At 74.2% G+C, this 22752-nt stretch carries 18 protein-coding genes and 2 pseudogenes; 12 read left to right on the top strand and 8 right to left on the bottom strand.

Going from position 1 to position 22752, the window contains the following annotated elements:
* Positions 1–79: 79 nt before the first annotated feature.
* Positions 80–1948, bottom strand: a complete 1869-nt coding sequence (locus tag V2S66_RS32220; protein ID WP_330800338.1) for a RecQ family ATP-dependent DNA helicase — start codon at positions 1946–1948, stop codon at positions 80–82.
* A 128-nt stretch (positions 1949–2076) separates the two neighbouring features.
* Between V2S66_RS32220 and V2S66_RS32215 the strand changes: the two genes are divergently transcribed.
* Positions 2077–3279, top strand: a complete 1203-nt coding sequence (locus tag V2S66_RS32215; protein WP_330800358.1) for a PP2C family protein-serine/threonine phosphatase — start codon at positions 2077–2079, stop codon at positions 3277–3279.
* Between the two features lie 63 nt (positions 3280–3342).
* Here V2S66_RS32215 and V2S66_RS32210 read toward each other — a convergent pair whose 3' ends face one another.
* Complete coding sequence (locus tag V2S66_RS32210) at positions 3343–5409, bottom strand: alpha-L-fucosidase (RefSeq protein ID WP_330800336.1); 2067 nt, start codon at positions 5407–5409, stop codon at positions 3343–3345.
* Positions 5410–5924: 515 nt separating this feature from the next.
* On the opposite strand from V2S66_RS32210, the gene V2S66_RS32205 reads away from it, so the two are divergent.
* Positions 5925–8267: a family 20 glycosylhydrolase gene (locus tag V2S66_RS32205; protein WP_330800335.1), complete on the top strand. Its 2343-nt coding sequence runs from the start codon at positions 5925–5927 to the stop codon at positions 8265–8267.
* 514 nt (positions 8268–8781) lie between these two features.
* On the opposite strand, the gene V2S66_RS32200 is transcribed toward V2S66_RS32205, so the two are convergent.
* The 3 genes and pseudogenes from V2S66_RS32200 to V2S66_RS32190 all read right to left on the bottom strand — a co-directional run bounded on the left by V2S66_RS32200 (position 8782) and on the right by V2S66_RS32190 (position 11918).
* On the bottom strand, positions 8782–9879 hold the full coding sequence (locus V2S66_RS32200; protein ID WP_330800334.1) for a glycosyltransferase family 4 protein: 1098 nt from the start codon (positions 9877–9879) through the stop codon (positions 8782–8784).
* Between the two features lie 462 nt (positions 9880–10341).
* Positions 10342–10580 (bottom strand): annotated as a pseudogene (locus V2S66_RS32195) (succinate dehydrogenase); the annotation flags it as partial.
* Entirely contained in the window at positions 10581–11918 is a 1338-nt protein-coding gene (locus V2S66_RS32190; RefSeq protein WP_330800332.1) for an NAD(P)/FAD-dependent oxidoreductase, read from the bottom strand.
* Positions 11919–12418: 500 nt separating this feature from the next.
* Here V2S66_RS32190 and V2S66_RS32185 point away from each other — a divergent pair, with 500 nt between their 5' ends.
* Both V2S66_RS32185 and V2S66_RS32180 read left to right on the top strand, forming a co-directional pair.
* On the top strand, positions 12419–13453 hold the full coding sequence (locus tag V2S66_RS32185; RefSeq protein ID WP_330800330.1) for a zinc-binding dehydrogenase: 1035 nt from the start codon (positions 12419–12421) through the stop codon (positions 13451–13453).
* Between the two features lie 100 nt (positions 13454–13553).
* Positions 13554–14528 carry an aldo/keto reductase gene (locus V2S66_RS32180; protein WP_330800329.1) on the top strand — a complete coding sequence of 325 codons (975 nt, stop codon included), beginning with the start codon at positions 13554–13556 and terminating at the stop codon, positions 14526–14528.
* A gap of 266 nt (positions 14529–14794) precedes the next feature.
* Here V2S66_RS32180 and V2S66_RS32175 read toward each other — a convergent pair whose 3' ends face one another.
* Positions 14795–15727: a zinc-binding dehydrogenase gene (locus V2S66_RS32175; RefSeq protein WP_330800328.1), complete on the bottom strand. Its 933-nt coding sequence runs from the start codon at positions 15725–15727 to the stop codon at positions 14795–14797.
* Positions 15728–15790: 63 nt separating this feature from the next.
* Positions 15791–16276: a nuclear transport factor 2 family protein gene (locus V2S66_RS32170; RefSeq protein WP_330800327.1), complete on the bottom strand. Its 486-nt coding sequence runs from the start codon at positions 16274–16276 to the stop codon at positions 15791–15793.
* A gap of 149 nt (positions 16277–16425) precedes the next feature.
* Here V2S66_RS32170 and V2S66_RS32165 point away from each other — a divergent pair, with 149 nt between their 5' ends.
* From V2S66_RS32165 to V2S66_RS32155, 3 genes and pseudogenes are all read left to right on the top strand, one after another.
* On the top strand, positions 16426–17331 hold the full coding sequence (locus V2S66_RS32165; RefSeq protein ID WP_330800326.1) for a LysR family transcriptional regulator: 906 nt from the start codon (positions 16426–16428) through the stop codon (positions 17329–17331).
* A gap of 211 nt (positions 17332–17542) precedes the next feature.
* Positions 17543–17779: pseudogene (locus V2S66_RS32160) on the top strand (ABC transporter substrate-binding protein); the annotation flags it as partial.
* Positions 17776–18348: a GNAT family N-acetyltransferase gene (locus V2S66_RS32155; RefSeq protein ID WP_330800325.1), complete on the top strand. Its 573-nt coding sequence runs from the start codon at positions 17776–17778 to the stop codon at positions 18346–18348. The pseudogene V2S66_RS32160 and the gene V2S66_RS32155, both read left to right, overlap by 4 nt.
* A gap of 71 nt (positions 18349–18419) precedes the next feature.
* Here V2S66_RS32155 and V2S66_RS32150 read toward each other — a convergent pair whose 3' ends face one another.
* The gene (locus V2S66_RS32150) at positions 18420–18965 is read right to left on the bottom strand and encodes a ferritin-like domain-containing protein (protein ID WP_330800323.1); all 546 of its coding nucleotides are present in this window, start codon (positions 18963–18965) and stop codon (positions 18420–18422) included.
* A 308-nt stretch (positions 18966–19273) separates the two neighbouring features.
* Here V2S66_RS32150 and V2S66_RS32145 point away from each other — a divergent pair, with 308 nt between their 5' ends.
* The 5 genes from V2S66_RS32145 to V2S66_RS32125 are packed head-to-tail and all read left to right on the top strand — an operon-like array spanning position 19274 to position 22667.
* Positions 19274–20332: an acyl-CoA dehydrogenase family protein gene (locus V2S66_RS32145; protein WP_330800322.1), complete on the top strand. Its 1059-nt coding sequence runs from the start codon at positions 19274–19276 to the stop codon at positions 20330–20332.
* Complete coding sequence (locus tag V2S66_RS32140) at positions 20329–21096, top strand: PIG-L deacetylase family protein (RefSeq protein WP_330800320.1); 768 nt, start codon at positions 20329–20331, stop codon at positions 21094–21096. Before V2S66_RS32145 ends, V2S66_RS32140 begins: the two co-directional genes overlap by 4 nt.
* Entirely contained in the window at positions 21093–21719 is a 627-nt protein-coding gene (locus tag V2S66_RS32135) for an SAM-dependent methyltransferase (RefSeq protein WP_330800318.1), read from the top strand. The genes V2S66_RS32140 and V2S66_RS32135 overlap by 4 nt, the downstream gene beginning before the upstream one ends.
* Positions 21720–21748: 29 nt before the next feature.
* A complete protein-coding gene (locus V2S66_RS32130) occupies positions 21749–22453 on the top strand; it encodes a glycosyltransferase family 2 protein (RefSeq protein WP_330800317.1) in 705 nt (234 codons plus the stop codon).
* 43 nt (positions 22454–22496) lie between these two features.
* Positions 22497–22667 (top strand): DUF5670 family protein, encoded by a 171-nt coding sequence (locus V2S66_RS32125; protein WP_330800315.1) that lies wholly within the window; start codon positions 22497–22499, stop codon positions 22665–22667.
* Positions 22668–22752 lie beyond the last annotated feature (85 nt).

Below are 22752 nucleotides of genomic sequence, written 5' to 3'. Positions count from 1 at the left end.
TCGCCGTCGCGGCCGCCGCCGGCGCCCACCGGGCGGGCCGGCCCCCGCACCCGCGGGGGCCGGTCCGCACGCGGGGGCGTCAGGCCGCCGGATCGGACAGGGCGGCGAGCAGGCGCTTGTCGGTCACCACGGCCAGCGACAGGGTCCGGTAGCCGACGGATTCGAAGAGCACCGTCAGCTTCCCGTCGCCGTCGCTCATCACCTCGCCCTCGCCCCAGCGCTCGTGGCGCACCCGCGCGCCCGGCGGGTAGGGGTGGGCGGCCGCGGCCGCGGCGGTGCCCGCGCCCGCGGCGGCGTCGGCGCCGCGGCGCGGTCCGCGCCGGCGCGGGACGAAGGCCCGCTGCGGGCGGGCCGGTTCGCGGGCGTCGCGCGCGCCGGCGGGCCCGGGGGCCTCGGCGGCCGCGCCGGGGGCCCGGCCGGTGCAGACGTCGCAGGCCCCGCACCTGTCGGGCGCGGCCTCGCCGAAGTAGCCGAGCAGGAAGCGGCGCCGGCAGTCGAGCGTCTCGGCGTAGCCGCGCATCATCTCGACCCGGGACTTCTCCAGGCTGCGGTGCGTGGCGTCGACGGCGAGCGCGCCCTGCACCGCGGCGTCGACAGGATCGGCGGCGGCCTCGGCGTCGACGGCGTCTGCGGCGTCTGCGGCGTCGGCAGCGCCGCGTCCGGCCGTGCCGTCCCCGTTCCCGTCCCTGGCCCTGTCGTCAGCACCGCCGGTCCAGCGGCTGCCCGCCTTCCCGGTGCGAACCGCTCCCGCCTCCTCCAGCAGGTTCAGGACCGAGGACAGCCGGGTCGCGCTCAGGTCGCACGCCGCCCGCAGCTTCGTGGCGCCCACGGCGCCCCCGGCGTCGCGCAGTTGCTCCGCGACCCGGCGCAGGGACTCGGCGTCCGGCGTCCCCGCGGCGAAGAACCGCTGGAGGCCGAGGTCCTTGGACCGGTAGGCCAGGATCGCGCGGGCCGGCGCGCCGTCCCGCCCGGCCCGGCCGATCTCCTGGTAGTACGCGTCCAGGGAGCCGGGGACCGAGGCGTGCAGGACGAACCGCACGTTGGCCTTGTCGATGCCCATCCCGAAGGCCGACGTCGCCACGATCACGTCCAGCTCGCCGGCCAGGAAACCGTCCTGGACGGCGCTGCGCCGGGCCGCCGCGCAGCCGGCGTGGTAGCTCGCGGCGGACAGCCCGAGGTCGGACAGCTCGGCGGCGAGCGCGTCGGCGGCCTTGCGGGTCGCCGCGTAGACGATGCCCGGCTTCTCCTCGACGGCCGAACGTTCCAGGACGAAGCGGTCCTTGGCCGCCTCGTCCTGGAACGCCACCACTTCAAGCCCGATGTTGGGCCGGTCGAAACCCGCCACGATCTGTACCGGGTCGCGCATGCCGAGCCGTTCGGCGATGTCGCGGCGGACCGGGGCAGCCGCGTTCGCGGTCAGCGCCAGCACCGGCGGGCGGCCGAGCTTCTCCCGCGCGTGGCCGAGCCTGAGGTACTCGGGGCGGAAGTCGTGCCCCCAGGAGGAGACGCAGTGCGCCTCGTCGACCACGAGCAGGCGGGGGCGCACCGCGGCGAGCCGTTCGACGACGTCGTCCTTGGCGAGCTGTTCGGGGGCGAGGAAGACCACATCGACCGTGGAGGCGCTGATCCGGTCCCAGGCGTCCTCGGTGTCGCCGCGCCGCTGCGCGGAGTTGACCGCGGCGGCGCGCAGCGCGCCCGTGCCGAGCAGGCTCTGCATCTGGTCGCGCTGGAGCGCGATCAGCGGGGAGACCACCACCACGGGGCCGTCGAGCAGCACGGCCGGCACCTGGTAGACGGCGGACTTCCCCGCCCCCGTGGGCATCACGGCGAGCACGTCCCGGCCCTTCATCACGCCTTTCATCGCCTCCAGCTGGGCCGGGCGCAGCCGTTCCCAGCCGAACACCTGCTGGGCGGTGCGCCGCAGACGGCGGGACGTGAGTGTGAACATGCTTCTCCTCAGGACAGGGACGCGCCGCGGTGCGCGCGCGAGGAACGGATACCCCGCCTGGGCCGGATATCGCGCGGTGATGTTGTGTGCGTGCGGGGAAGGCGTACCGGGTGACGAAGGAGGTTGCCGTGGAGGGTGCGGATCTTGAGCTGGGTGAACTCCTGGCGGCTGCGGAGGCCGCCCCGCCGGGGGAGTCGGTCGACGTGGTCGCCCGTGACCTGGCGAAGCGGTTCGGGGCTGACCACGTGTCGCTGCTGCTCGTCGACCTCGTCGGTCAGCGGCTGGTCCGGCTGACCGCCACCGACGACGAGGGCGGGGCGGCCGAGGGAGCCCACCGGGCCGAGTCGACGGAGTTGCAGGGCAGCGTGTACGATCGGGTGCTGCAGAGCCAGCGCCAGCATGTGGAGCCCGACGGCCAGGGCGGACAGCGCGTCATCACCCCGGTCACCAACCGGGGCGACTGCATCGGCGTCCTGGAGATGACGCTGCAGCACGGCGACGACGTCGCGCTGGAGCAGGTCGCGGCGGCGGCGCACGCGCTGGCGTACATACTCATCACCGACCGCCGCTTCACCGACCTGTACCACGTGAGCCGGCGCACGACGAGGACGAGCCTGGCCGCGGAGATCCAGCATCAGCTGCTGCCCTCGTCGCCGTGCTGCGAGGCGACCCAGTTCACCCTGGCCGCGGGGCTGGTGCCGGCCGACGACATCGGCGGCGACACCTACGACTACAGCCTGGACCGCGAGGTGCTGCACGTCTCCATCACCGACGCGATGGGCCACAACGCCGACTCCGCGCTGCTGGCCACCCTGCTGGTCGGCGCGCTGCGCCGGGCCCGCCGCGACAACTGCGACGCCCTGCGCCAGGCCGAGGAGGCCCACGAGGCGCTGCTGAAGCACCGGCGCGGCCTGGCGACGGGGCAACTGGCCGGCATCAACCTGGAGTCGGGGGAGTGCGAGCTGGTCAACGCCGGCCACCCCTGGCCGCTGCGGCTGCGGGACGGCGCCGTCGAGGAGGTGAGCCTGGCGGTGAACCTGCCCTTCGGCGTCCCGTCGCCCAGCCCTTTCCGGCTCCAGCGGATGCGCCTGCTCCCCGGTGACCGGCTGGTCTTCCTCACCGACGGCATGCAGGAGCGCTGCGCGAAGGCGGTCGACCTCGCCGCGCTCGTCCGTGCCACCGGCGCCCTGCATCCGCGGGAGGTGGTCAGGACGCTGACCACCGCGGTACGCGAGGCGTGCCGCGACGAACTGAGGGACGACGCGACCGTCCTGGTGCTGGACTGGCACGGCGCCCGCGCGGCCCACGGCGAGGGGCCGTCCGGCGTGTGACGGACGAGCCGCTCGCCGTGAGGGCCGGGGTGGCGGGGCGGCCGGCGGTCAGGTGGTGGGCGGTCAGGTGACCGGCTGGATCCGCCACAGCAGGTTGGGGCTGTCGACCGGCGTCCACTGCTTGGCCACGGACCCGGAGGGGACTACTCCGCCGCCGTCGAGGACCAGTCCGGTGCCGCGGTTGGCGATCCGGTAGCGGCCGGCGCCTTGGTCGGTGATCTGCCACTGCTGGCTGGTGCCGCCGTTCCAGGCGGACTGCCGGGCCGGGGCGCCGGCCGTGGTGGACCCCCAGCCGTCGACGGCCATGCCGTTGGTGCGGTTGACCAGCTTGTGGAAGCCGGTGCCGAGGTCGACCGCCTGCCACTGGAGGTTGGGGCTGTCGACCGGCGTCCACTGCTTGAGGTTCGAGCCGTCCGCGACGGCGCCGCCGCTGTCCAGGGCCAGGCCGTCGGTGACGTTCAGCAGGCTGAAGTGGACGGCGGGGTCGAAGCCCACCCGCAGCGAGACGATGGCGTCGTTGTTGCCGGTCGTCCGCAGGTCGGCGGTGTCCGCGGTGAACGTCCAGGCGGTGCCGGTGAAGCCGTCGGCGGCGTAGCCGGTGACCTTCAGGCCGTGCGGCACCCGCAGCGAGGAGATCGCGGAGGGCCCCACCCCCGCGGCCGACAGCTGGGCGGCGGTGTGGCCGCCGAGCGGCAGGAGCGCCGCGGCGCCCGCGTAGCCGACGTCCGCGAAGGCGGTCACGCCGGCGCCCGCCGCCGCGGGGACGCCGCTGACCTCGACGCAGACCACGGGGTCCACGGCGTCCGGCGCGGCGGCCGGCACGCTGACGGCGATCAGACCGCCGCTGACGGTGTACGCCAGGGCGGCCGAGGGATCGCTCATCAGGTGGACGCGGTCGACCGGGTTGGTGAGCGCCGGTATCCGGAGCACGCCGTCGGGCGGCCAGGTGAAGACGTGGGCGAACAGCCTGCCGTCCTTCTTCGTCGCCGTGCCCCAGGAGGGATCGGTGGCGTACGGGCTCGCGGTGGCCCCGTGGACGCTGTCGCCGTTCACCGCCATCCATCCGGCCAGGCCCTTGAGGATGGTGACCGATCCGGCGGTGACCGTGCCGTCGCCCTTGGGGCCGATGTTCAGCAGGTAGTTGCCGTCCCGGGAGACGACGGTGACCATCTCCCGCACGATGGCCTGGACGGACCGGTAGGAGTTCTCCGAGGCCGCGTTGTAGCCCCAGGCGCCGTTCATGGTGGCGCAGGTCTCCCACGGCCGCTGCAGCGGCGCGGCCGGCACGGTCTGCTCCGGGCACATGAAGTCGCCCAGTCCGAAGTCCCGCTTGACGCGTTCGTTGACGACCAGGCCGGGCTTGCGGGCGATCAGCCAGGCGTAGAGGTCGGCGCCGTCGGCCTCGGTCCACCAGTCGTCCAGGGTGGGGCTGGACGGGTTGCCGCACCAGTCGCCGTCGAACCACAGGACCGCCGGGTCGTAGCGGTCCAGCAGCTCCTGGAGATGGGCCTTCATGCCGGCGACATAGGCGGTGCGGGCGTCCAGGGACGACATGCGGGTGAAGGTCGTGCCGTTGTGCCGGATGGTCTGCGAGGGGTGGTTCCAGTCCATGATCGAGTAGTAGAGGCCGAACGCGACGCCGCGGGCCTCGCACTCCCTCTTGAGCGCCGCCAGCAGGTCGCCCCGGTAGGCGGTGTAGCCGGGCAGGGTGTACCGCCGGGTGCCGGTGGTGTCGGTGAAGCCCGCGACCCCGGAGTCCCACAGGGCGAAGCCCTCGTGGTGCTTGGAGGTGATCACCAGGTACTTCATGCCCGCGTTCGCGGCCAGCTCGGCGATGGCGGCGGCGTCGAAGGACACCGGGTCGAACGGCGCGGAGACCTGGGCCTGGTAGTCGGCCTTGGCCCAGTTCTCGTTGCTGAAGGCCCATTCGCCGTGACCGCGGTAGGAGTAGGACCCGAAGTGGATGAACATCCCGAACCGGGCCTGATACCACCAGTCCATCTTCGAGGGCACGGTGTACGCCTGCGCGGCGTCGGGCCACAGGGCCTGCGGCAGCCCGAAGGCCGCCGCGCCGCCGGCCAGCGCCGCGGCCTTGATGAGGGAACGTCTGCTCAGGGGGACAGCTGACATGCTGCGGCTCCTGGAAGGTCGTGGGGGTGGTGCGGAGCGATCCTCACGGCCGCGAGGGACATCGGATGAATGTATAGAGGCTGCGCGCGGTGGCGTCCAGGCTCGCGGCGAGGTTTTCTGGTGATGGACGGTCAAGGACGATGTTGCGAACCGGTGATGGTGCCCGCTTCTGGGCGCAGGCTCGGCTGCAAGCGCGGTGGGCCATGGGTAGAGATCGGATCTCTCGCCGGACGTTCCGTCGCGTAAAACGGCGCACAAGAGGTCTATACCTCTTGCCGGTTCGGGAGTAGTGTCCCGCCGCGACCCGGGCGGTACCGGCGCCTGGCGGTCGTCCCCGGTGGCCCCTGCCCGCCGCCGGGGCATCACCTCGCATGGGAGGAATCGTGCGTTTCCCACCAGAGCCATCAGGTATCCGCACCAGGCACGGAGGGCCGGCCCCCGCAGCGCCGGCGCGAGGACGGCGCCGCCGCGGCGCGAGGGCCGCGGCGGCGGCCGTGGCCGCGATGGCGCTCGGCGTGACGGGCGTTCAGGTCCTCGCGGGGCCCCCGTCCGCGCAGGCCGTCACGGGGTCGACGATGGGCGGGATCGTGCCGCAGCCCGTCACCGTCCAGCCGGACACCACCGTGGCCTACCCCCTCACCGCGTCCACCGCGATCCACACCGACGCGGCCTCCGGCGCCGCCGCCCAGATCGGCGCCGCCCTCGCCGCGGTGCTCCGCCCGTCCACCGGGTACGCCCTGCCGGTGAGTTCCACCACCACGACGCCGGCCTCCGGGATCTCGCTGCTGCTGTCCGGGGCCCCCGCCTCGGTGGGCGCCCAGGGGTACCAGCTCGACGTGACGGCCACGCAGGTCGTCATCCGCGCCCAGCAGCCCGCGGGTCTCTTCGCCGGCGTGCAGACGCTGCGCCAGATCCTGCCCCCGCAGATCGAGGCGGCCTCCGTCCAGCCGGGTCCCTGGTCGGTGCCCGGCGGCCACATCCTCGACTACCCGCGCTACGGCTACCGCGGCGCGATGCTGGACGTGGCACGGCACTTCTTCACCGTCGCCCAGGTCGAGCGGTACATCGACCAGCTGTCCCAGTACAAGATCGACTACCTGCACCTGCACCTCACGGACGACCAGGGCTGGCGGATCGCCGTCAACGGCTGGCCCGACCTCACCGCGATCGGCGGCGCCACCGGCGTCGGCGGCCGCTCGGGCGGCTTCTACACGCAGGCGGACTACCAGGCGCTGGTCGCCTACGCCGCCGCCCGGTACGTGACCGTCGTGCCGGAGATCGACATGCCGGGGCACGTCGGCGCGGCTCTGTCCTCGTACCCCTCGCTGAACTGCGACGGCCGGTCCGCGCCGGTCTACACCGGCACCGAGGTGGGACAGAGCTCGCTGTGCATGACGCAGCTGCCGGCCGCGGAGTCCTTCATCGACGCCGTCATCGGCCAGCTCGCCGCCCTGACCCCCGGCCCGTACCTCTCGATCGGCGGCGACGAGGCGCACAGCACCAGTGCGAGCGACTACGCGACGTACATGACCTGGGCCCAGCAGGACGTCGTCAGGCACGGCAAGAAGGCGATCGGCTGGAACCAGATCGTCGGCTCCACCCTCCAGCCGTCCACGATCGCCGAGGACTGGGACACCTCGGGCAGCGACCCGGCGCTGGCCGCCGCGGCGTCCAAGGGAACCGGCCTGATCATGGCCCCCGCCAACCGGGCGTACATCGACCAGAAGTACACCGCGAGCACCGTCGTCGGCCTGACCTGGGCCGGGCGGACCGACGTGCGGACCACCTACGGCTGGGACCCCGGCGGCTATCTGTCGGGGGCGCCCGCCTCGGCCGTGGCCGGGGTCGAGGCGCCGCTGTGGTCCGAGACCGCCACCAGCACCCAGGACATCGACTACCTGGCGTTCCCGCGTCTCCCCGTCGTCGCCGAGCTGGGCTGGTCGCCCCAGTCCGGCCACGACGTCACCGCCTTCTCCCAGCGCCTGGCCGCGCAGGGGCCGCGCTGGGACGTGCAGGGCACCCGCTACTACCACTCCGGCCAGATCGCCTGGCCGGTCGGCGCCACCGGACCCACCGGCCCGATCACCTCGCAGGAGGGCAGCACCTGCGTCGACGTCACCGGAGGATCGGCGGCCAACGGCACGCCGGTGGAGATCAGGACCTGCGGCGGCGGCAGCGGCCAGCAGTGGACGATCGCCTCCGACGGCACCGTACGCGCCCTCGGCAAGTGCCTGGACGTCGCCTCCGGCGGCACCGCCGCCGGCACGCCCGTGCAGATCTACGACTGCAACGGCACCGCCGCCCAGAAGTGGACCCAGCGCAACGGGACCCTGCTCAACCCGCAGTCGGGACGGTGCCTGAACGTCTCCACGGGCACCCCGGCCGACGGCGGCGCCCTGCAGATCGCCAACTGCGCGGACGTCCGCGCGCAGTGGTTCGCGCCCCCGGCCGGGACCGCCGGGACCGGTCCCTCCGGGCCGGTGACCTCCAAGATCGCCGGCAAGTGCATGGACGTGACCGGTGGGACCTCCCTCGACGCGACCCCCGTGGCGCTCTACGACTGCAACGGCACCCCGGCCCAGCGCTGGGTGATCGGCGACGACGGCACCCTGCGGTCCCTGGGCAAGTGCCTCGCGGCCGCCGGCGGCGCCACCGCCGGCGGCACCAAGGTCCAGCTCGCCACCTGCGACGGAACCGCCGGCCAGCAGTGGCAGTGGAACGCCGGCGGCGGGCCCGGCATCTCCGGTACCGCCTCCGGGCTCTGCCTGGACGACCCCGCCGGGAGCACCGCCAACGGCACGCAACTCCAGCTCTACGCCTGCAACGGGAGCACCGCCCAGAACTGGCAGGCCCCCTGAACCGGCCGACCCCCGCTCGGTGCGGAGCCGGACCCGCGTGCGGGCCCGGCTCCGCGCCGACGCAGGCGGCGCGGAGGAGCTGGGCGCCGCGCCCGCGGACGCGTGCTCGGTGGCCGCGCCGCGTGATTGGCCCCAGTGGGGGACCGGTCCGGCGCGTGGGCGTGGCAGCGCCCGGCCCGCCCCGCGCGGAACCCACACTGGGCCTGTCGACCGATCGCCGCGCGCCGGGCGCCGGCCGCGCCGCGTGACCTCACAGGGCGGCGGCCCCCCGCGGCCTCAAGGGGGAGCGGCACGTGCCTGACGCAGCATCCGCGCCCCCTCCGGCCGCATCTCCCGCTCCGGCCGCATCTCCCGCTCCGGGCAAGGACTTCAGGTCGCCGACTGGTTCAACGGGCGCACCGGCATGTACCAGTGGGCGAAGACGAACACGCGCGAGGCCTCTCCCGGCCACTGGCCCTTCCTGGTCGGCGAGACCTGCCACCGCAGGACCGTCAGCGCACCGTGTGTTCCCGGGTCACAGCGAGGGTCCGGTCCGCAGTCCGGTGGGGCGGGGGACGGGCTGCACCACGGCGGAAGGCGCCAGGATCAGCTCCTCCAGCTCCGCGACGATGGTCGCCGGCGGGATCGACATCGGCTGGGCGAAGACCTCCAGCAGCCTGTCCACGGACTGCTCGACGGTGAACCTGGTCCCGGCCTGCTTCCGTGCGGTCGGTGACAGCGGTCCGCTGTCCACGGCCGCACGGATGCCCCAGGCGAGCGCCTCGGCGTTGTCCGGCGTGATGAGCGCCACGCCGCCGCAGTCGGTCTCGGGCAGACCGCCGTCGTCGGACGCGATCACCCGGCAGCCGGAGTGCTGGGCCTCGATCGAGACGATGCCGAAGGTCTCGTGCCAGTACTGGCTGTTCGACGGCATCACGACGATGTCGTGATCGGCCATCAGCGCCGCCATCGTGGCCGGCGTCTTGCAGCTGGCGACCACGGAGATACCCGGGTGCCCGGACAGCAACCGCTCGATGATCTTCCCCTGCGGCTTGTCCGCCCCCGCGGTCGTCGCGGTGAACGTCAGGTCCGCGTCCTTCTCGACGATGTCGATGTGCAGCGTCTCCAGCAGGGTGTAGACGCCCTTCTCCGGGCTCAGCCGGCCGGCGAACAGCACGCGGGTCGTCCCGGTGTCGTTGTCGGGCCGGGACTGCGCGGCGAAGCACGGCTCGGCGAACGGATACACCACGTTGATCGTCAGGACGTCGACGTCCAGGTACCTCGACCACAGCGTGGCCGCGTACTGGCTGGTGACGATCAGGGCGCGATCCCTGGTCCCCTCGACGGCGAACTCCTTCTCCCACTCCCGGATGGGAGGCGGATTGTGCAGGATCAGGAACGCGGGGCGCCTGGTCGCCACGATGTGCGGTTCGTTGACGAAGACCACGGTGCCGTCGAGTTCGCCGACATCGGCGAGTGCCGGCAGGGAAAGGAACGGTATGTCGAGGAACTCGTCCCTGCCGTCGTCGGTGCCCAGGCCGATGGTGACGATCTGTGCCGGCAGTCCGCGGCGTTTGAGTTCCCGGACCTGTCCGACGGTGTAGTTCTCCGAGCCACCGGTGCCGGCGGGCAACGGGTTTCCGGGAGACCAGATGAACGAAATCAACTTGTCCTACCTCACGTCTCGTAACTTCAGTCTCGGACACGACGACTGCGGTGAACCGCTGCTTCGAACCCGAAGCACCAGGAACCTCCAGAACGGACGGCCGACCGAGGTCCGCGGGAAACGCGACGTCGACCGGACCCACGGGTGGCCGACCGCGCACAAGACGATCCGCAGAGAGGGGAGCCAGCAGGGATCGCTCATCGGTCCACGACGGGGCCGGAGTTCGATCCTTCGGCGAAACGCTCGAAACCAGGATGTCGGCGAGAAGGCACGACATGCGCGATGGTGAACAGTGACAGCCACTTGAAGACTACACGAGCGCCGATGCCGCGCCTGGCACGCCGGAGGCGGGCGCCGGCGCCGGCCCCCGCCCTCGGCCTCGCGCCGCGGGTCGCGGCGGGCGGTGGGTCACTCCGCGAGCTTGCCCACCACCGGGACCACCTCCCTGCGCGTCTCGATCGCGCCGAGCTCCACGAGCCCCGCCCGCAGCGCCTCCTCGTCGCGTACCGCTCCCGCGTGCTCGGTCATGGTGGTGCGGACGGCCCGCTGCAGCGCCCTGACGTTCTCCGGCCCGTCCGCGGCGAGCGGTCCTCGATCGCGGCGCGGGCGGCGGCGGCCGACTCCGCCGACCGCGGCTGCGCGGCCAGTCCCTGCGGGTAGGCCGCTGCTCAGTCCGGCAGCCCCACCGGCGAGGCGGGGCGCCCGCCGGACACGAACGCCTTCCTGGGGTCCTGGACCGAGGCCAGCGAGACGATGTCGCGCCCGTAGAGCGCGGCGGTGGCCCAGACCGCGAACACGCGGGCCTTGCGCTCCCAGGTCGGAATGGCGAGCACGTGGTAGCCGCGGTGCATGAGCCAGGCCGGCAGTCCCTTGATGACCAGGCCGTGGTACTGGAAAATGCCGCGCCCGATACCGAGCGTGGCCACGACTCCGAGGCTGTGGTGCACGTAGTCCTTGGTATTCCGGCCGCGCAGGGAAGCCGCGATGTTCTTCGCCAGGCGCTTTCCCTGCCGGACCGCGTGCTGCGCGTTGGGCACCGTGTACGTGTCGCTTCTGCCCGTCGCGAGATCGGGCACCGCCGCGTCGTCTCCCGCGGCCCACACATCGGGAATCACGGCCGTTTCCGTACCGACGCGGAGATCCGCCCGTACCCTCACCAGTCCGCGCTGATTGACCGGGAGGTCGGTATGGTTGTGGACAATCGGGTTCGACGCGTTGCCCGCGGTCCATACGAGCAGTCCGGACGCGAATTCCTGCCCGTTCGAGAGCACGATGTTCCCGTCCGCGGCGGAGAGCAGCTGGGTGTTCAGATGGACCTGCGCTCCTCTGCGCTCCAATGACCTGACCACCCAGGAACCCGGCTTGTCGCCGACTTCGGGGAGAATGCGTCCCAGCGCCTCCACCAGGTGGAGATTCAGTTCGTGCGCGTCCAACTCCGGATAGTGCTTCAGCAGGCTTTTCGCCAGGGACATCAGTTCGCCGAAGCCCTCCACACCGGAGAATCCGCCGCCGACGAAGGTGGCCGTGAGCAGTTTCCTGCGCTCCGGTCCGGGCGGAAGCGCCGCGGCCCGGTCGAACGAGGTCAGCAGGCGGTCGCGGATGGCGACGGCCTCCTCGACGTGCTTCAGCCCGAACGCCTCCTCCTGGATCCCCGGGATGGGAAACGTGCGGGTCACCGCCCCGGCGGTGACCACGAGGACGTCGTAGCCGAGGTCGTAGTCGGGCCGGCCCTCCTGCCGCACGGTGACCGTCCGGGAGGCGTTGCGGATCTCCGTCACGCTCCCCGCGATCAGCCGCGTGCGGTGGAGATGCCGTCGCAGCGAGACGGCGGCGTGGCGCGCCTCGATCGAGCCCGCCAGCACCTCCGGCAGGAAAGGCTGGTACGTCATGTACGGGCGCGGGTCCACGACGGTGACGCGCGCCTCGCCGTGCCGCAGTTTCTTCTCCAGGCGCCACGCGGTGTAGAAGCCCGCGTATCCACCGCCGACGATCAGGATCTCACGCACGATGTCCTCTCTTCCTCCATGGGGGCCACCCCACGGACAGACCAGGACTTCCGGTGGTGACAGCGCCGGACAACGCGGTGCCACCCCTCAGGCGCGGCGCCGTCCGCACCGCTCCGTCCCACCCAGTATCGCCCCCCGATCTTCCCCTTGCCGTGGCTCTCGCCGTGCCACACATGTGGCCACGACCACCCCCGCCGTACCACGGGACGACCCGGCTGACGCGGCTCGCCCACCCGGCGAGGGGGCCCTGTCACGCCCCCGCCGGCCGCTCCGCGGCAGATCCCGGCCTGTTTGGCACGGGCGTGCCGCGGCAGGCTGGAGGGTGTGGCGCGGTACACCGGAGCACGCCGCCCGGCCGGGCGGCCCGGCCGCCGGACCCCCCCACGGGGTCGGCGGCGGACGGACGTCCGCCCGCCCCGTGGCCGCCGCGCACCCTGCCGGCCACGGCGGCCCGTCCCACCCACCACACCCCCATGACCTGCCAGAAGGAGCCCCCGTTCATGCGAGCCACCCTGATGTACGCCGCCGGCGACGTCCGCGTCGAGGACGTCGCCGACCCGAAGATCCACCAGCCCACCGACGCGGTCGTACGGATCGTGCTGTCCTGTGTCTGCGGCAGCGACCTGTGGCCCTACAAGTCGCTGCCGGCCACCGACGAGCCCCGCCGGATGGGCCACGAGTTCCTCGGCGTGGTCGAGGAGACCGGCTCGCAGGTGCGCGGGCTCAAGGCCGGTGACGTGGTGGTGGCCCCGTTCGTCTACTCCGACAACACGTGCGCCTACTGCCGCGAAGGTCTGCAGACGTCCTGCGTGCACGGCGGGCAGTGGGGCGTCGGCGACGTCGACGGCGGCCAGGGCCAGGCCGCGCGGGTCCCCTACGCCGACGGCACGCTGGTCAGGCTGCCGGTCGGCGAGGACTCCGAGCTGCTGCCCGACCTGCTGACCCTGTCCGACGTCCTGTGCACCGGCTACCACGCGGCGCTCACCGCGGGCGTCGCGCCCGGCGACAGCGTCACGGTGATCGGCGACGGCGCGGTGGGCCTCGCCGGGGTGATCTCCGCCAAGCTCCTGGGCGCCGAGCAGATCATCCTCATGGGCCGCCACCAGGTCCGCACCGACCTGGGCCGCGACTTCGGCGCGACCGACGTGGTCGCGGACCGCGGCGAGGAGGGCGTCGCCCGGGTGAAGGAGCTGACCGGCGGCGAGGGCACCCGCCGGGTCCTGGAGTGCGTCGGTCTGAAGGACGCCGTCGTGCAGAGCTTCGGCGTGGTCCGCGACGGCGGCACCGTCAGCCGGGTCGGCGCGCCGCAGTTCACCGACGTCCCCTTCGGCTTCGACGACTTCCTGCGCAACATCACCCTCACCGGCGGCGTCGCCCCGGCCCGCGCGTACATCGAGGAGCTGATGCCGCACGTGCTGGACGGCTCGATCCGGCCGGGCCGCGTCTTCGACCGCACCCTCGGCCTGGAGGACGTCGCCGACGGGTACCGGGCGATGAACGACCGCGAGGCCCTGAAGGCCCTCATCCGGCCCTGACCGGCCGGCCGTCCCACCTGCCGGCCACCTGCCGGCCGTCGACGCGTACGAGCACGACGCGGCGCACCGCCGCGCCGCGACCACGAGGAGAGAAGAAGAGATGCAGCACGTCACGCTGGGCGGACTGGACGTCGCCCGGATCGGCCTGGGCGCGATGGGCATGTCCCACGCCTACACCGGCGCCGGCAGCGACGACGCCGAGTCCGTCCGTACCCTGCACCGCGCCCTCGAACAGGGGGTCACCCTCATCGACACCGCGGAGGTCTACGGCCCCTACACCAACGAGGAGCTCGTCGGCCGCGCCCTGAAGGGACGCCGCGACCAGGTCGTGCTGGCCACCAAGTTCGGCCTGATCTCCCACAGCGGACGCCAGGGCGGCACGGACAGCAGCCCGGCGAGCATCCGCACCGCCGTCGAGGGCTCCCTCACGCGTCTGGGCACCGACCGGATCGACCTGTACTACCAGCACCGCGTCGACCCCGGCACTCCGATCGAGGACACCGTCGGGGCGCTGGCCGAGCTGGTCGCCGAGGGCAAGATCCGGCACATCGGCCTGTCCGAGGCCGGCCCCGACACCATCCGCCGCGCCCACGCCGTCCACCCGGTGACCGCCGTGCAGTCCGAGTACTCGCTCTTCACCCGCGACCCCGAGGCCCGCGTGCTGCCGGTGCTGCGCGAGCTGAACATCGGCTTCGTGCCGTTCTCCCCGCTGGGGCGCGGTTTCCTGACCGGCGCGATCCGCTCCACCGACCAGTTCGACCCGGACGACTTCCGGGCCGGCAACCCCCGGTTCGCCGAGGAGAACTTCCGGCACAACCTCCGGCTGGCCGACGAGGTCGCCGCCGTCGCCGACCGGATCGGCGCCACCCCGGCGCAGGTCGCACTCGCCTGGCTGCTGGCCCAGGGCGACGACATCGCGCCGATCCCCGGCACCCGGCGGGTGGCCCGCGTCGAGGAGAACTGCGCCGCCGACTCCGTCCGGCTGACCGACGAGCAGCTCGCGCAGCTCACCGCCCTTCCCCCGGCGGCGGGGGACACCCACAGCGAGGCCCAGATGGGCATGATGGAGCGCTGATCCGATCAGGCGGCCGTCCGATCAGGCGCGCCGCCCGAGCGGTTGCGACAGGGCCTGCTCCACCTGGCGGGTCCGCTCGTCGGCGAGACCTCGTACCGGTCCTCATGTTCACCAGGGCGCCGCCGCCGTTGCGGGCCGGCACGAGTGCGAAGGCGCGCGAGACCGTCCGGGTGCCGGAGTGGTCGATCTCCATCGCCTCGCCGGTGCGACGGCGCGGTCAGCCCGTACCGGGGGCGGCGCCGCATGAAGGAGGCCGCCGCGGGCGCTCAGCCGACGGTCAGCACCGCGTTGCCGCGGACCCGGCGCCCGCGCAGGTCGGCGATGACGTCGGCGGTGCGCGCCCAGTCCCGCACCGTGCCGATCTCCGGGTGCAGGCGGCCGGCGGCGACCAGCCGCACCAGGGTCGCGAGGTCCTGGCCGTACGTCCGGTCGGACGCGGTGTAGTCGAAGTGCGCGATGCGCGCCTGGTCCGGGCCGCCGAAGAAGTCGAAGAAGTCCAGCGTGACCGGCGTGCGGGACGCCTGGCCGAACCACACCAGGAGCCCGCCGGGCGCCAGCCGGGCCAGCGCGGCGGGCAGGCTGGCGCCGCCGACCGACTCCAGCACCACGTCGTACCGGCCGGTCGCGCCGTCCACCGAGCTGACCAGCTCCGCCGCGCCCAACTGCAGCAGGCGGGCGCCGCGTTCGGCGGTGGCGGTGACGGCGGTCAGCTCCGCGCCGGACGCGGCCGCCAACTCGGTGACGTAGTGGCCGACTCCACCGCTCGCGCCGGTGACCAGCACCCGGCGGCCCGCGAGCGGGCCGGCCGCGCGGAGCAGGCGCAGCGCGGTGATCCCGGCGAGCGGCAGGGCGGCCGCGGTCACCGCGTCGACGGCGTCGGGCAGTTCGGCCAGTCCGGTGGCCGGCACCGCCACGCGTTCGGCCCAGCCGTACGCCGGCGGGTGCGCCACCACCCGGCGGCCGGCGGCCGGTCCGCTGCCGTCCGCCGCGGCGCGCAGCACCGTCCCCGCGACGTCCTTGCCGGGGCGCCAGCCCGCCCAGGTACGGTCCAGGCCGCCGTCGAGCTGGTAGGTCTCGCCGCGGTTGACCGAGTACGCCTCCACGCTCACCACGGCCTCGCCGGGGGCGGGTTCGGGCTCCGGGGCCTCGCCGAGGAGCACGGGCGCGTCGGGCGCGCCGCCGGGGAGTATCGCCTTCATGGTCCGTTCGTCCTTTCGGTTCCGGGGCCCGGTCAGCTGACCGGGCCGCTCCCGGTGCGGGGTTCAGACGAAGACGACGGTCTTCGCGTGCAGGGTGTCGAAGTACTCCCGCACGGCCGCGATCCGGCCGTCGCGGACCGTGAAGACCGCGAGGCAGTGCTGGTCGTAGCGGCCGCCGGTCTTCGCCCTGGCCCGGGTGTTCCACTCGGCCAGCACCCGGTCGCCGTCGGCGAGGAGCCCGTCGAAGGTGAACTCCACGGTCTCCGGCTCCAGTCGGGCCATCATCGCGGGCACGAACTCGTCGAGGATCTCCGCGGGCCCCGTCCAGGTGCGCGAGAGCGGCAGGTCGCCGGCGAGGGTCCAGGTCGCGTCCTCGGTGAAGAAGGCCTTCAGCGCCTGCATGTCGCCGGTCATGAGGGTGTCCATGTACGCCTGGATGACGGCCCTGCTCGCCCGGGTGGTGTCGCCGGCGGCCGCGGCCCGGGGGGTCCCTCCGGTGGTGACGGGGGCGGTCTCCGCGGCGGTCCTGGCGGTGTCGATCGCGGTCATGGTCTCGACCTCTCGTGTCGTTGCCGCGGTGCTCTCCGCGGCACTTCGAACGTTAGGTTCCGGCCCCTGCCGGAGGGAAAGACCTGTCTGCGCTCACCCCAGAACACTCCGGCATAAGCACAGTTCAGCGCGCGGGTAGCATGCGGGGCATGCCGGAACTCCGTCGCCTGCGCTACTTCCTCGCCGTCGCCGAGGAGTTGAACTTCACCCGCGCCGCCGCCCGGCTGCGCATCGCCCAGCCCGCGCTCAGCCGCCAGGTACGCGAGCTGGAGAAGGAGCTGGGCGTGCGACTGCTGGAGCGCACCACGCAGTCCACCGCGCTCACCGAGGCCGGGCGCCTGCTGCGGGACCGCGGCCGGGAACTCTGCGCGCAGGCGGACCTGCTCTGGCGTGACATGCGGAGCTTCGCCGCGGGCGCGGAGGGCGGCCTGACGCTCGGTTACAGCGCCAGCACCGGCTACGGGACCGCGCCCGCGCTCCTGGCCCATCTCGCCGAGCACCATCCGGGTCTCACCGTCACCACGCGGCTGCTGCCGACCGGCGAGATCGTCGCCGGAGTCGCCGACGGCACCCTGGACGCCGGCCTGGTCCGCTGCCCGCCGCCGCTGCCGCACCTCGTCCGCACCCTGCTCCGGCTGGAGCGGCAGGGCGTGCTGACGCACGACCGGCATCCCCTCGCCGGGCAGGACGAGGTCGAGGTGGCCGCGCTCGCCGGCGAGCGCGTCCTGATGCACGCGCGCGAGGCGAACCCCGGTCACTACGACGCGATCACGGCGGTCTTCGAACGCGCGGGCATCAACCCGGAGTTGCGCCACCGGCAGCTTTTCGACGCCGCCCACACCCCGGTGGCGCGGGGCTCGGCCGTCTCCGTGGTCGGCGAGTCCGCGCTGCCGGGGCTGCCCGGAGGGCTGACCTGGCGGCCGCTGCACCCGCCCGCCGCCCTTGAGATCCACCTGCTGACCCGCGGCGACGCCGGCCGGCCGGGCGTCGGCCACCTGCTCAGAGCGGCCGCCGAGACCAGCCGCGCGCACGGCTGGCTCCGCGCACCGGCGTGACCTCCCCAGGCGTGACCTGCACCCGCGTGACCTGCACCGCCGTGACGGCCACCGGGGGGTGCAGGTCCGGGGCCGCGGACCGGATGCCGGAGCCGGGCATGGCCGGCTCGACTACTGTCGGCCGCGGCGACGTTCACTCCCCGGGAGGCGACCACGCATGAGCACCGCACCACCGCCGCCCGGCGCGGAGCGGCCCGGCGGACCAGCCGTCCGGATCTACGACACGGTCGCCGTCCTCGCCGACGCACTGCGCCCGGACGGCGCGGACCGGGCGCGTACCGCCACGTCCTGGCCGCACGTCGCGGTCGACGGCACCCGTGGGCGGATCGGCTTCTCCCGCGTCCCCGGCATCGGCGTCTGGCAATGGGCCCGGGCGCCGGTCCAGGTCGTCGATCGGGACCCGGCGCACCCCGATCGCTTCCGCGTCCTCCACACGGGCCGAGCGTGAGCGCCCTCGCGGCCCAGGCCATCGGTACCGGGCGGCTCGACCTGCTGCCGCTTCGGGTCGAGCACGCCGAGGAGATGGCCGCGGTGCTCGGCGATCCGGCCCTGCACACCTTCATCGGCGGCGCCCCGGACACCCCGCGGTCGCTGCGCTCGCGCTACGAGCGGATGACCGCGGGCTCGCCCGACCCGGACGTCACCTGGCTGAACTGGGTGATCCGGGTCCGCGCCGCGGCCTGCCTGGCGGGCACCGTGCAGGCGACGGTGAGTCCCTCCGCTCCCGCCCCCGGCGGCAGTCGCGGCTCCGACGCGACCCCCGGGGCCGTCGCCGAGATCGCCTGGGTGGTGGGGACGCCGTGGCAGGGCCGCGGCATCGCCACCGAGGCGGCGCGCGGGCTCGTCGACTGGCTCGCCGGGCAGCCGGTGAGCACCGTCACCGCCCACGTCCACCCCGATCACCGGGCATCCGCCGCGGTGGCCGCCGCCGTCGGCCTCACTCCCACCGACGAGTGGCACGACGGCGAACGGCGATGGCGCCGGACCCTCGCCCGAGGGTCGGCTCCGCGCCCGTAGGCCGGATCAGGCACGACCGGCCACGGCCGGCCAGGGTGGCCGGGCGAGCGGGCCGTCGGGCCGGGAGGCGGTCAGCCCTGGCGCTCACGCGGCAGGCGCTCCAGCAGGCCGCGCAGGTCGTCGGCGTGCTCCTCCTCCTGGGCGAGCAGGTCCTCGAACACCCGGCGCGTGGTCGGATCGCCGTCGCCGAGCCACTGGACGATCTCGGTGTACGAGGCGACGGCGATGCGCTCCGCCACCAGGTCCTCCTCGATCATCGTCACCAGGTCGGCGCTGGCGTCGTACTGCGCGTGCGAGCGCGTGGTGAGGGTGTCCGGGTCGAAGTCGGGCTCGCCGCCGAGCTGCACGATGCGGGTGGCCAGCTTGTCCGCGTGCTCCTGCTCCTCCTTCGCGTGCTCCAGGAACTCCGCCGCGACAGGCTCGGAGTACATCCCCGTCGCGGTGAAGTAGTGCCGCTTGTAGCGGAGCGTGCAGACGATCTCGGTGGCCAGCGCCTCGTTGAGCACCTGGAGGACCCTCGTCAGATCGGCGCCGTACGCGTCGGTCACCGGGCCCTTGCCGATCTCCTGGCGGGCCCGCTTGCGGATGGTCTCGATGTCGGTCAGGAACTCGGCCACGGCACTTCCTCCTCGTTGCGCCCCGCGGACACCCCCGCCCGCGCGGGACGGCCCGCCGGGCGGATCGCTTCTCGCCCTCCATCTGCCCCGGTTCGCGCCCTCCACGTCCGGCTTCCCGCGGTCCTTCCGCCGCCCCTCCCACGCACGTCATCCGGTGGGACGCCGGCTGCCGGACCCGCGCATACCGGGACCATGCCAGGGCATCCGGATGCGTACCCTCCCGATCCGGGCAAGGGTGACAAGCAGGCCCCGCCCCCGCACGCGGGCATCCGCGACGGGCAGGTTCACCGCGCCGAGGAGCAGCCCTGATGCACAGCACCACCCGCCGAGAGCCGGCCGGCGCAGCGCCGCCTGACACCGGCGACGAGCCGGGATTCACCGCCGCCAGAGCCCGCCGGGAGACCGCCGGGCGTTTCGCCGGCATCGTCGCGGCGCTGCCCGCCGACTTCCCGCTGCCGGGCTCGGGCCGTACGGCCGAGCGGTTCGACGCGCTCACCACTGTGGCGGAGCAGGACGTGTGCGTCGCGCGGCTGGTCGAGGGCCATCTGGACGCGGCGGCGATCCTGGCGGAGCTGGGCGGTCCGCCGGTCGGTCCCGGCGAGCGCTGGGGCGTGTGGGCCGCGGAGCCGCCGGGCGAGGGCCTGACCGCGAAGCGCGGCGGCGACGGCTGGACGGTGAGCGGCCTCAAGCGGTACTGCTCCGGCGCGCACAGCTGTACGCACGCCTTGGTCACCGCATCGGCCGACGGCGGCCGCCGGCTCTTCGCGGTCGCCAACGCGGACGGTACGCGTCCGGTCGAGGGCAGCTGGCAGGCGCTCGGCATGGCGGGCAGCGACACCCCGGACATCCGCTTCGACGACGTCCCCGCCGTCCCGGTCGGCGGGCCCGAGGGGTACGTCGACCGGCCCGGCTTCCAGCACGGCGGCATCGGCGTGGCCGCCTGCTGGTACGGCGGCGCCCGCGCGGTGGCCGCGGCGCTGCTCGGAGCCGCGCGGGGGCGCGGTTCCGATCCGCTGACCCTCGCCCATCTGGGCGCGGTGGACGTCCGCCTGCATGCGGCCGGTGCGGTGCTGCGGGAGGCCGCCGCGGACATCGACCGCGATCCGCACGACACCGAGGGCGGCGCCCGGCTGCGCAGCCTGCGGGTGCGCGCGGTCGTCGAAGGCGCCTGCGCGGACGTGCTCACGCACGTCGGCCGCGCCACCGGAGCCGCGCCGCTGTGCCACGACGAGCGGCACGCCCGTGCGGCGGCGGACCTGGCCGTCTACATCCGCCAGCACCACGCCGAGCGGAACCTGGCCGAACTGGGCGGCCTCCTCGCCGGCCGCACCGGCCAGGACACGCGGGCCGGGGAGGACGCACGGTGACGCCGCACCCGCGGCGGCGGCAGCCGCCCTACGCCGATCCGATCCAGGCGCCCGGCACCGACGAGCAGTTGTGGCGTGCCGCCGACCCCTGGGCCACCATGCCCGACTTCGCGCTGCCCGCGTCGGGCCGGGTCGTGGTGGTGGCCGCGCACCCCGATGACGAGGTGCTGGGCGTCGGCGGCGCCATCGCGCGGCTGCGCGCGGACGGCGTCGCGGTGACCGTCGTGTCCGTCACCGACGGGGAGAAGTCGCACGCCGCCAGTTCCGCCGCCGCCACCGGGCGGCTCGCCGCCGTGCGCAGCCGGGAGCTGCGTGACGCGCTGGGGGAGCTGGGCGGCGCGGACGTCGTGCGGCTCATGGTGCCGGACACCGCGGTCGCGGCGCACGAGGACGAGGTGGCCGAGGCGCTGCTCGCCCTGCTGCCCGGCGCCGCGCTGTGCCTCGCGCCGTGGACCGCGGACGTGCACGCCGACCACGAGGCCGCGGGGCGGGCCGCGGCGGCCGCCGCGGCCGGTGCGGGAGTGCCCTACGCGCAGTACCCGGTGTGGATGTGGCACTGGGCCACGCCCGGGGACGCCCGCGTGCCGTGGGAGTCGGCGGCGCGGGTGCGCCTTCCCGAGCCGGTCATGGCCGCGAAGCGCGCCGCCGTCGCCTGCTTCACCAGCCAGACCGAGCCGCTGGGCCCGGACCCCGCGGACGCCGCGATCCTGCCGCCCGGCGAACTCGCCCACCACCTGCGCCCGGTCGAGACGGTGCTGCGATGACCCGGCCCGGCACGCCCGCCGCGTACTTCGACCGGATGTACGCGGACGCCGACGACCCCTGGCACCTGGCCGAGCGGTGGTACGAGCGGCGCAAGTACGACCTGACGCTCGCCGCCCTGCCCCGCCCCCGCTACCGGCGCGCCTTCGAACCCGGCTGCTCGGTGGGGGAGCTGACGCTGGGCCTGGCGCCGCGCTGCGACGAACTGCTGGCCGCCGACCGGGTGGCGGCCGCGGTCCGTACGACCCGGCGCCGCACCGCGGACCTCCCCCAGGTGAGCGTCCGGCAGCTCACCGTCCCCGACGAGTGGCCCGCGGGGGTGTTCGACCTGATCGTGCTCTCCGAGCTCCTCTACTACCTCGACGACGACGCCGTCGGACGGGTGCTGCGGCAGTCGGTGGAGTCGCTGGAGCCCGAGGGCACCCTCGTCACCGTGCACTGGAACCACGACGTGCCCGAGCACCTGTCCACCGGGGACGCCATCGCGGATCGGCTCGCCCGCCTGCCCGGGACGGCCCTGCTGGCCGACCATCGGGAACGCGACTTCGTCCTCCAGGTGCACGGCCGCACCACCGCCGAAGGCCGCCCGCCGGCGAGCCCGGCCGCAGCCGAGGGCCTGGTGTGAACGCCGGGACCGGTGCGCCCCTCACCGCCATGGCCGTCGTGATCCCCGCGCACGACGAGGAGCGCCTGCTGCCCGCCGCCCTCGACGCCGTCGCGCTCGCCTCCCGCGCCCCGTCGCTTGCGGCGCTGCGGGTGCTGACCGTCGTCGTCGCGGACTCCTGCCGGGACCGCACCGCGGCGGTCGCCGCGGCCGCGGGCGCCCTCGTCGTCCACGCCGACTGCCGCAACCCGGGCGCGGCCCGCGCCCTCGGCGCGCAGCGCGCGCTCGCGGAGGCGGGCACCGAGGGCCTGTGGATCACCGCCACCGACGCGGACAGCGTCGTGCCGCCGCACTGGCTGGCCTTCCACCGGGCGATGGCCCGCACCGGCTGGGACGCGGTCGTCGGCACCGTCAGGCTCCCGCCCTCACCCCTGGCGGCGCTGCACGCCGCCGGCTACGACGCCACCCGGCCGGCGGCGCGTGCGCCGTGGCGCCATCCCCATGTGCACGGTGCCAACCTCGGCGTCGCCGCGCACGCGTACCAGGAGGTCGGCGGCTTCCCGCATCTCGGCGTCGGTGAGGACCGCGCGCTGGTCGCCGCGCTGCACCGGGGCGGCTACCGGATACTGCGCACCGACGCGTGCCCGGTCCTCACCTCCGACCGCCTGCGGGGGCGCGCCCGCGGCGGCTTCGCCCAGCACCTCGCGACCCTCACCGGGACAGGAACGGACGTCAGCGCGCCGGGAAGCGCGTAAGTGTTCGGATCGCGGGCAAGCGGCGTCTTGGAGGGTGATACTCATGGGACCTTTGCTCGTAGTTCTTCTGCTCGCGCTGCTTCTGTTCGGCGCGGGTTTCGCGCTCCACCTTCTCTGGTGGATCGCCGTCATCGTGCTCGTGGTGTGGCTGCTCGGCTTCGTCGTGCGGGGCACTCACTCGAGCGGAAGCAGGGGGCGCTGGTATCGCTGGTAGTTCAGGCAGGTGACGTTCCGAACGGCGGGGGGCGCCCCCCCCCCCCCCGGGGGGGGGGGGCCCCCCCGGCCGCGCGCCCCCCGGC

The sequence above is a fragment of the Actinacidiphila polyblastidii genome (assembly GCF_036353415.1).
Taxonomy (GTDB): domain Bacteria; phylum Actinomycetota; class Actinomycetes; order Streptomycetales; family Streptomycetaceae; genus Actinacidiphila; species Actinacidiphila polyblastidii.
The sequence above is the reverse complement of the archived record's forward strand: the minus strand, read 5'-3'. Positions and strand labels throughout refer to the sequence as shown.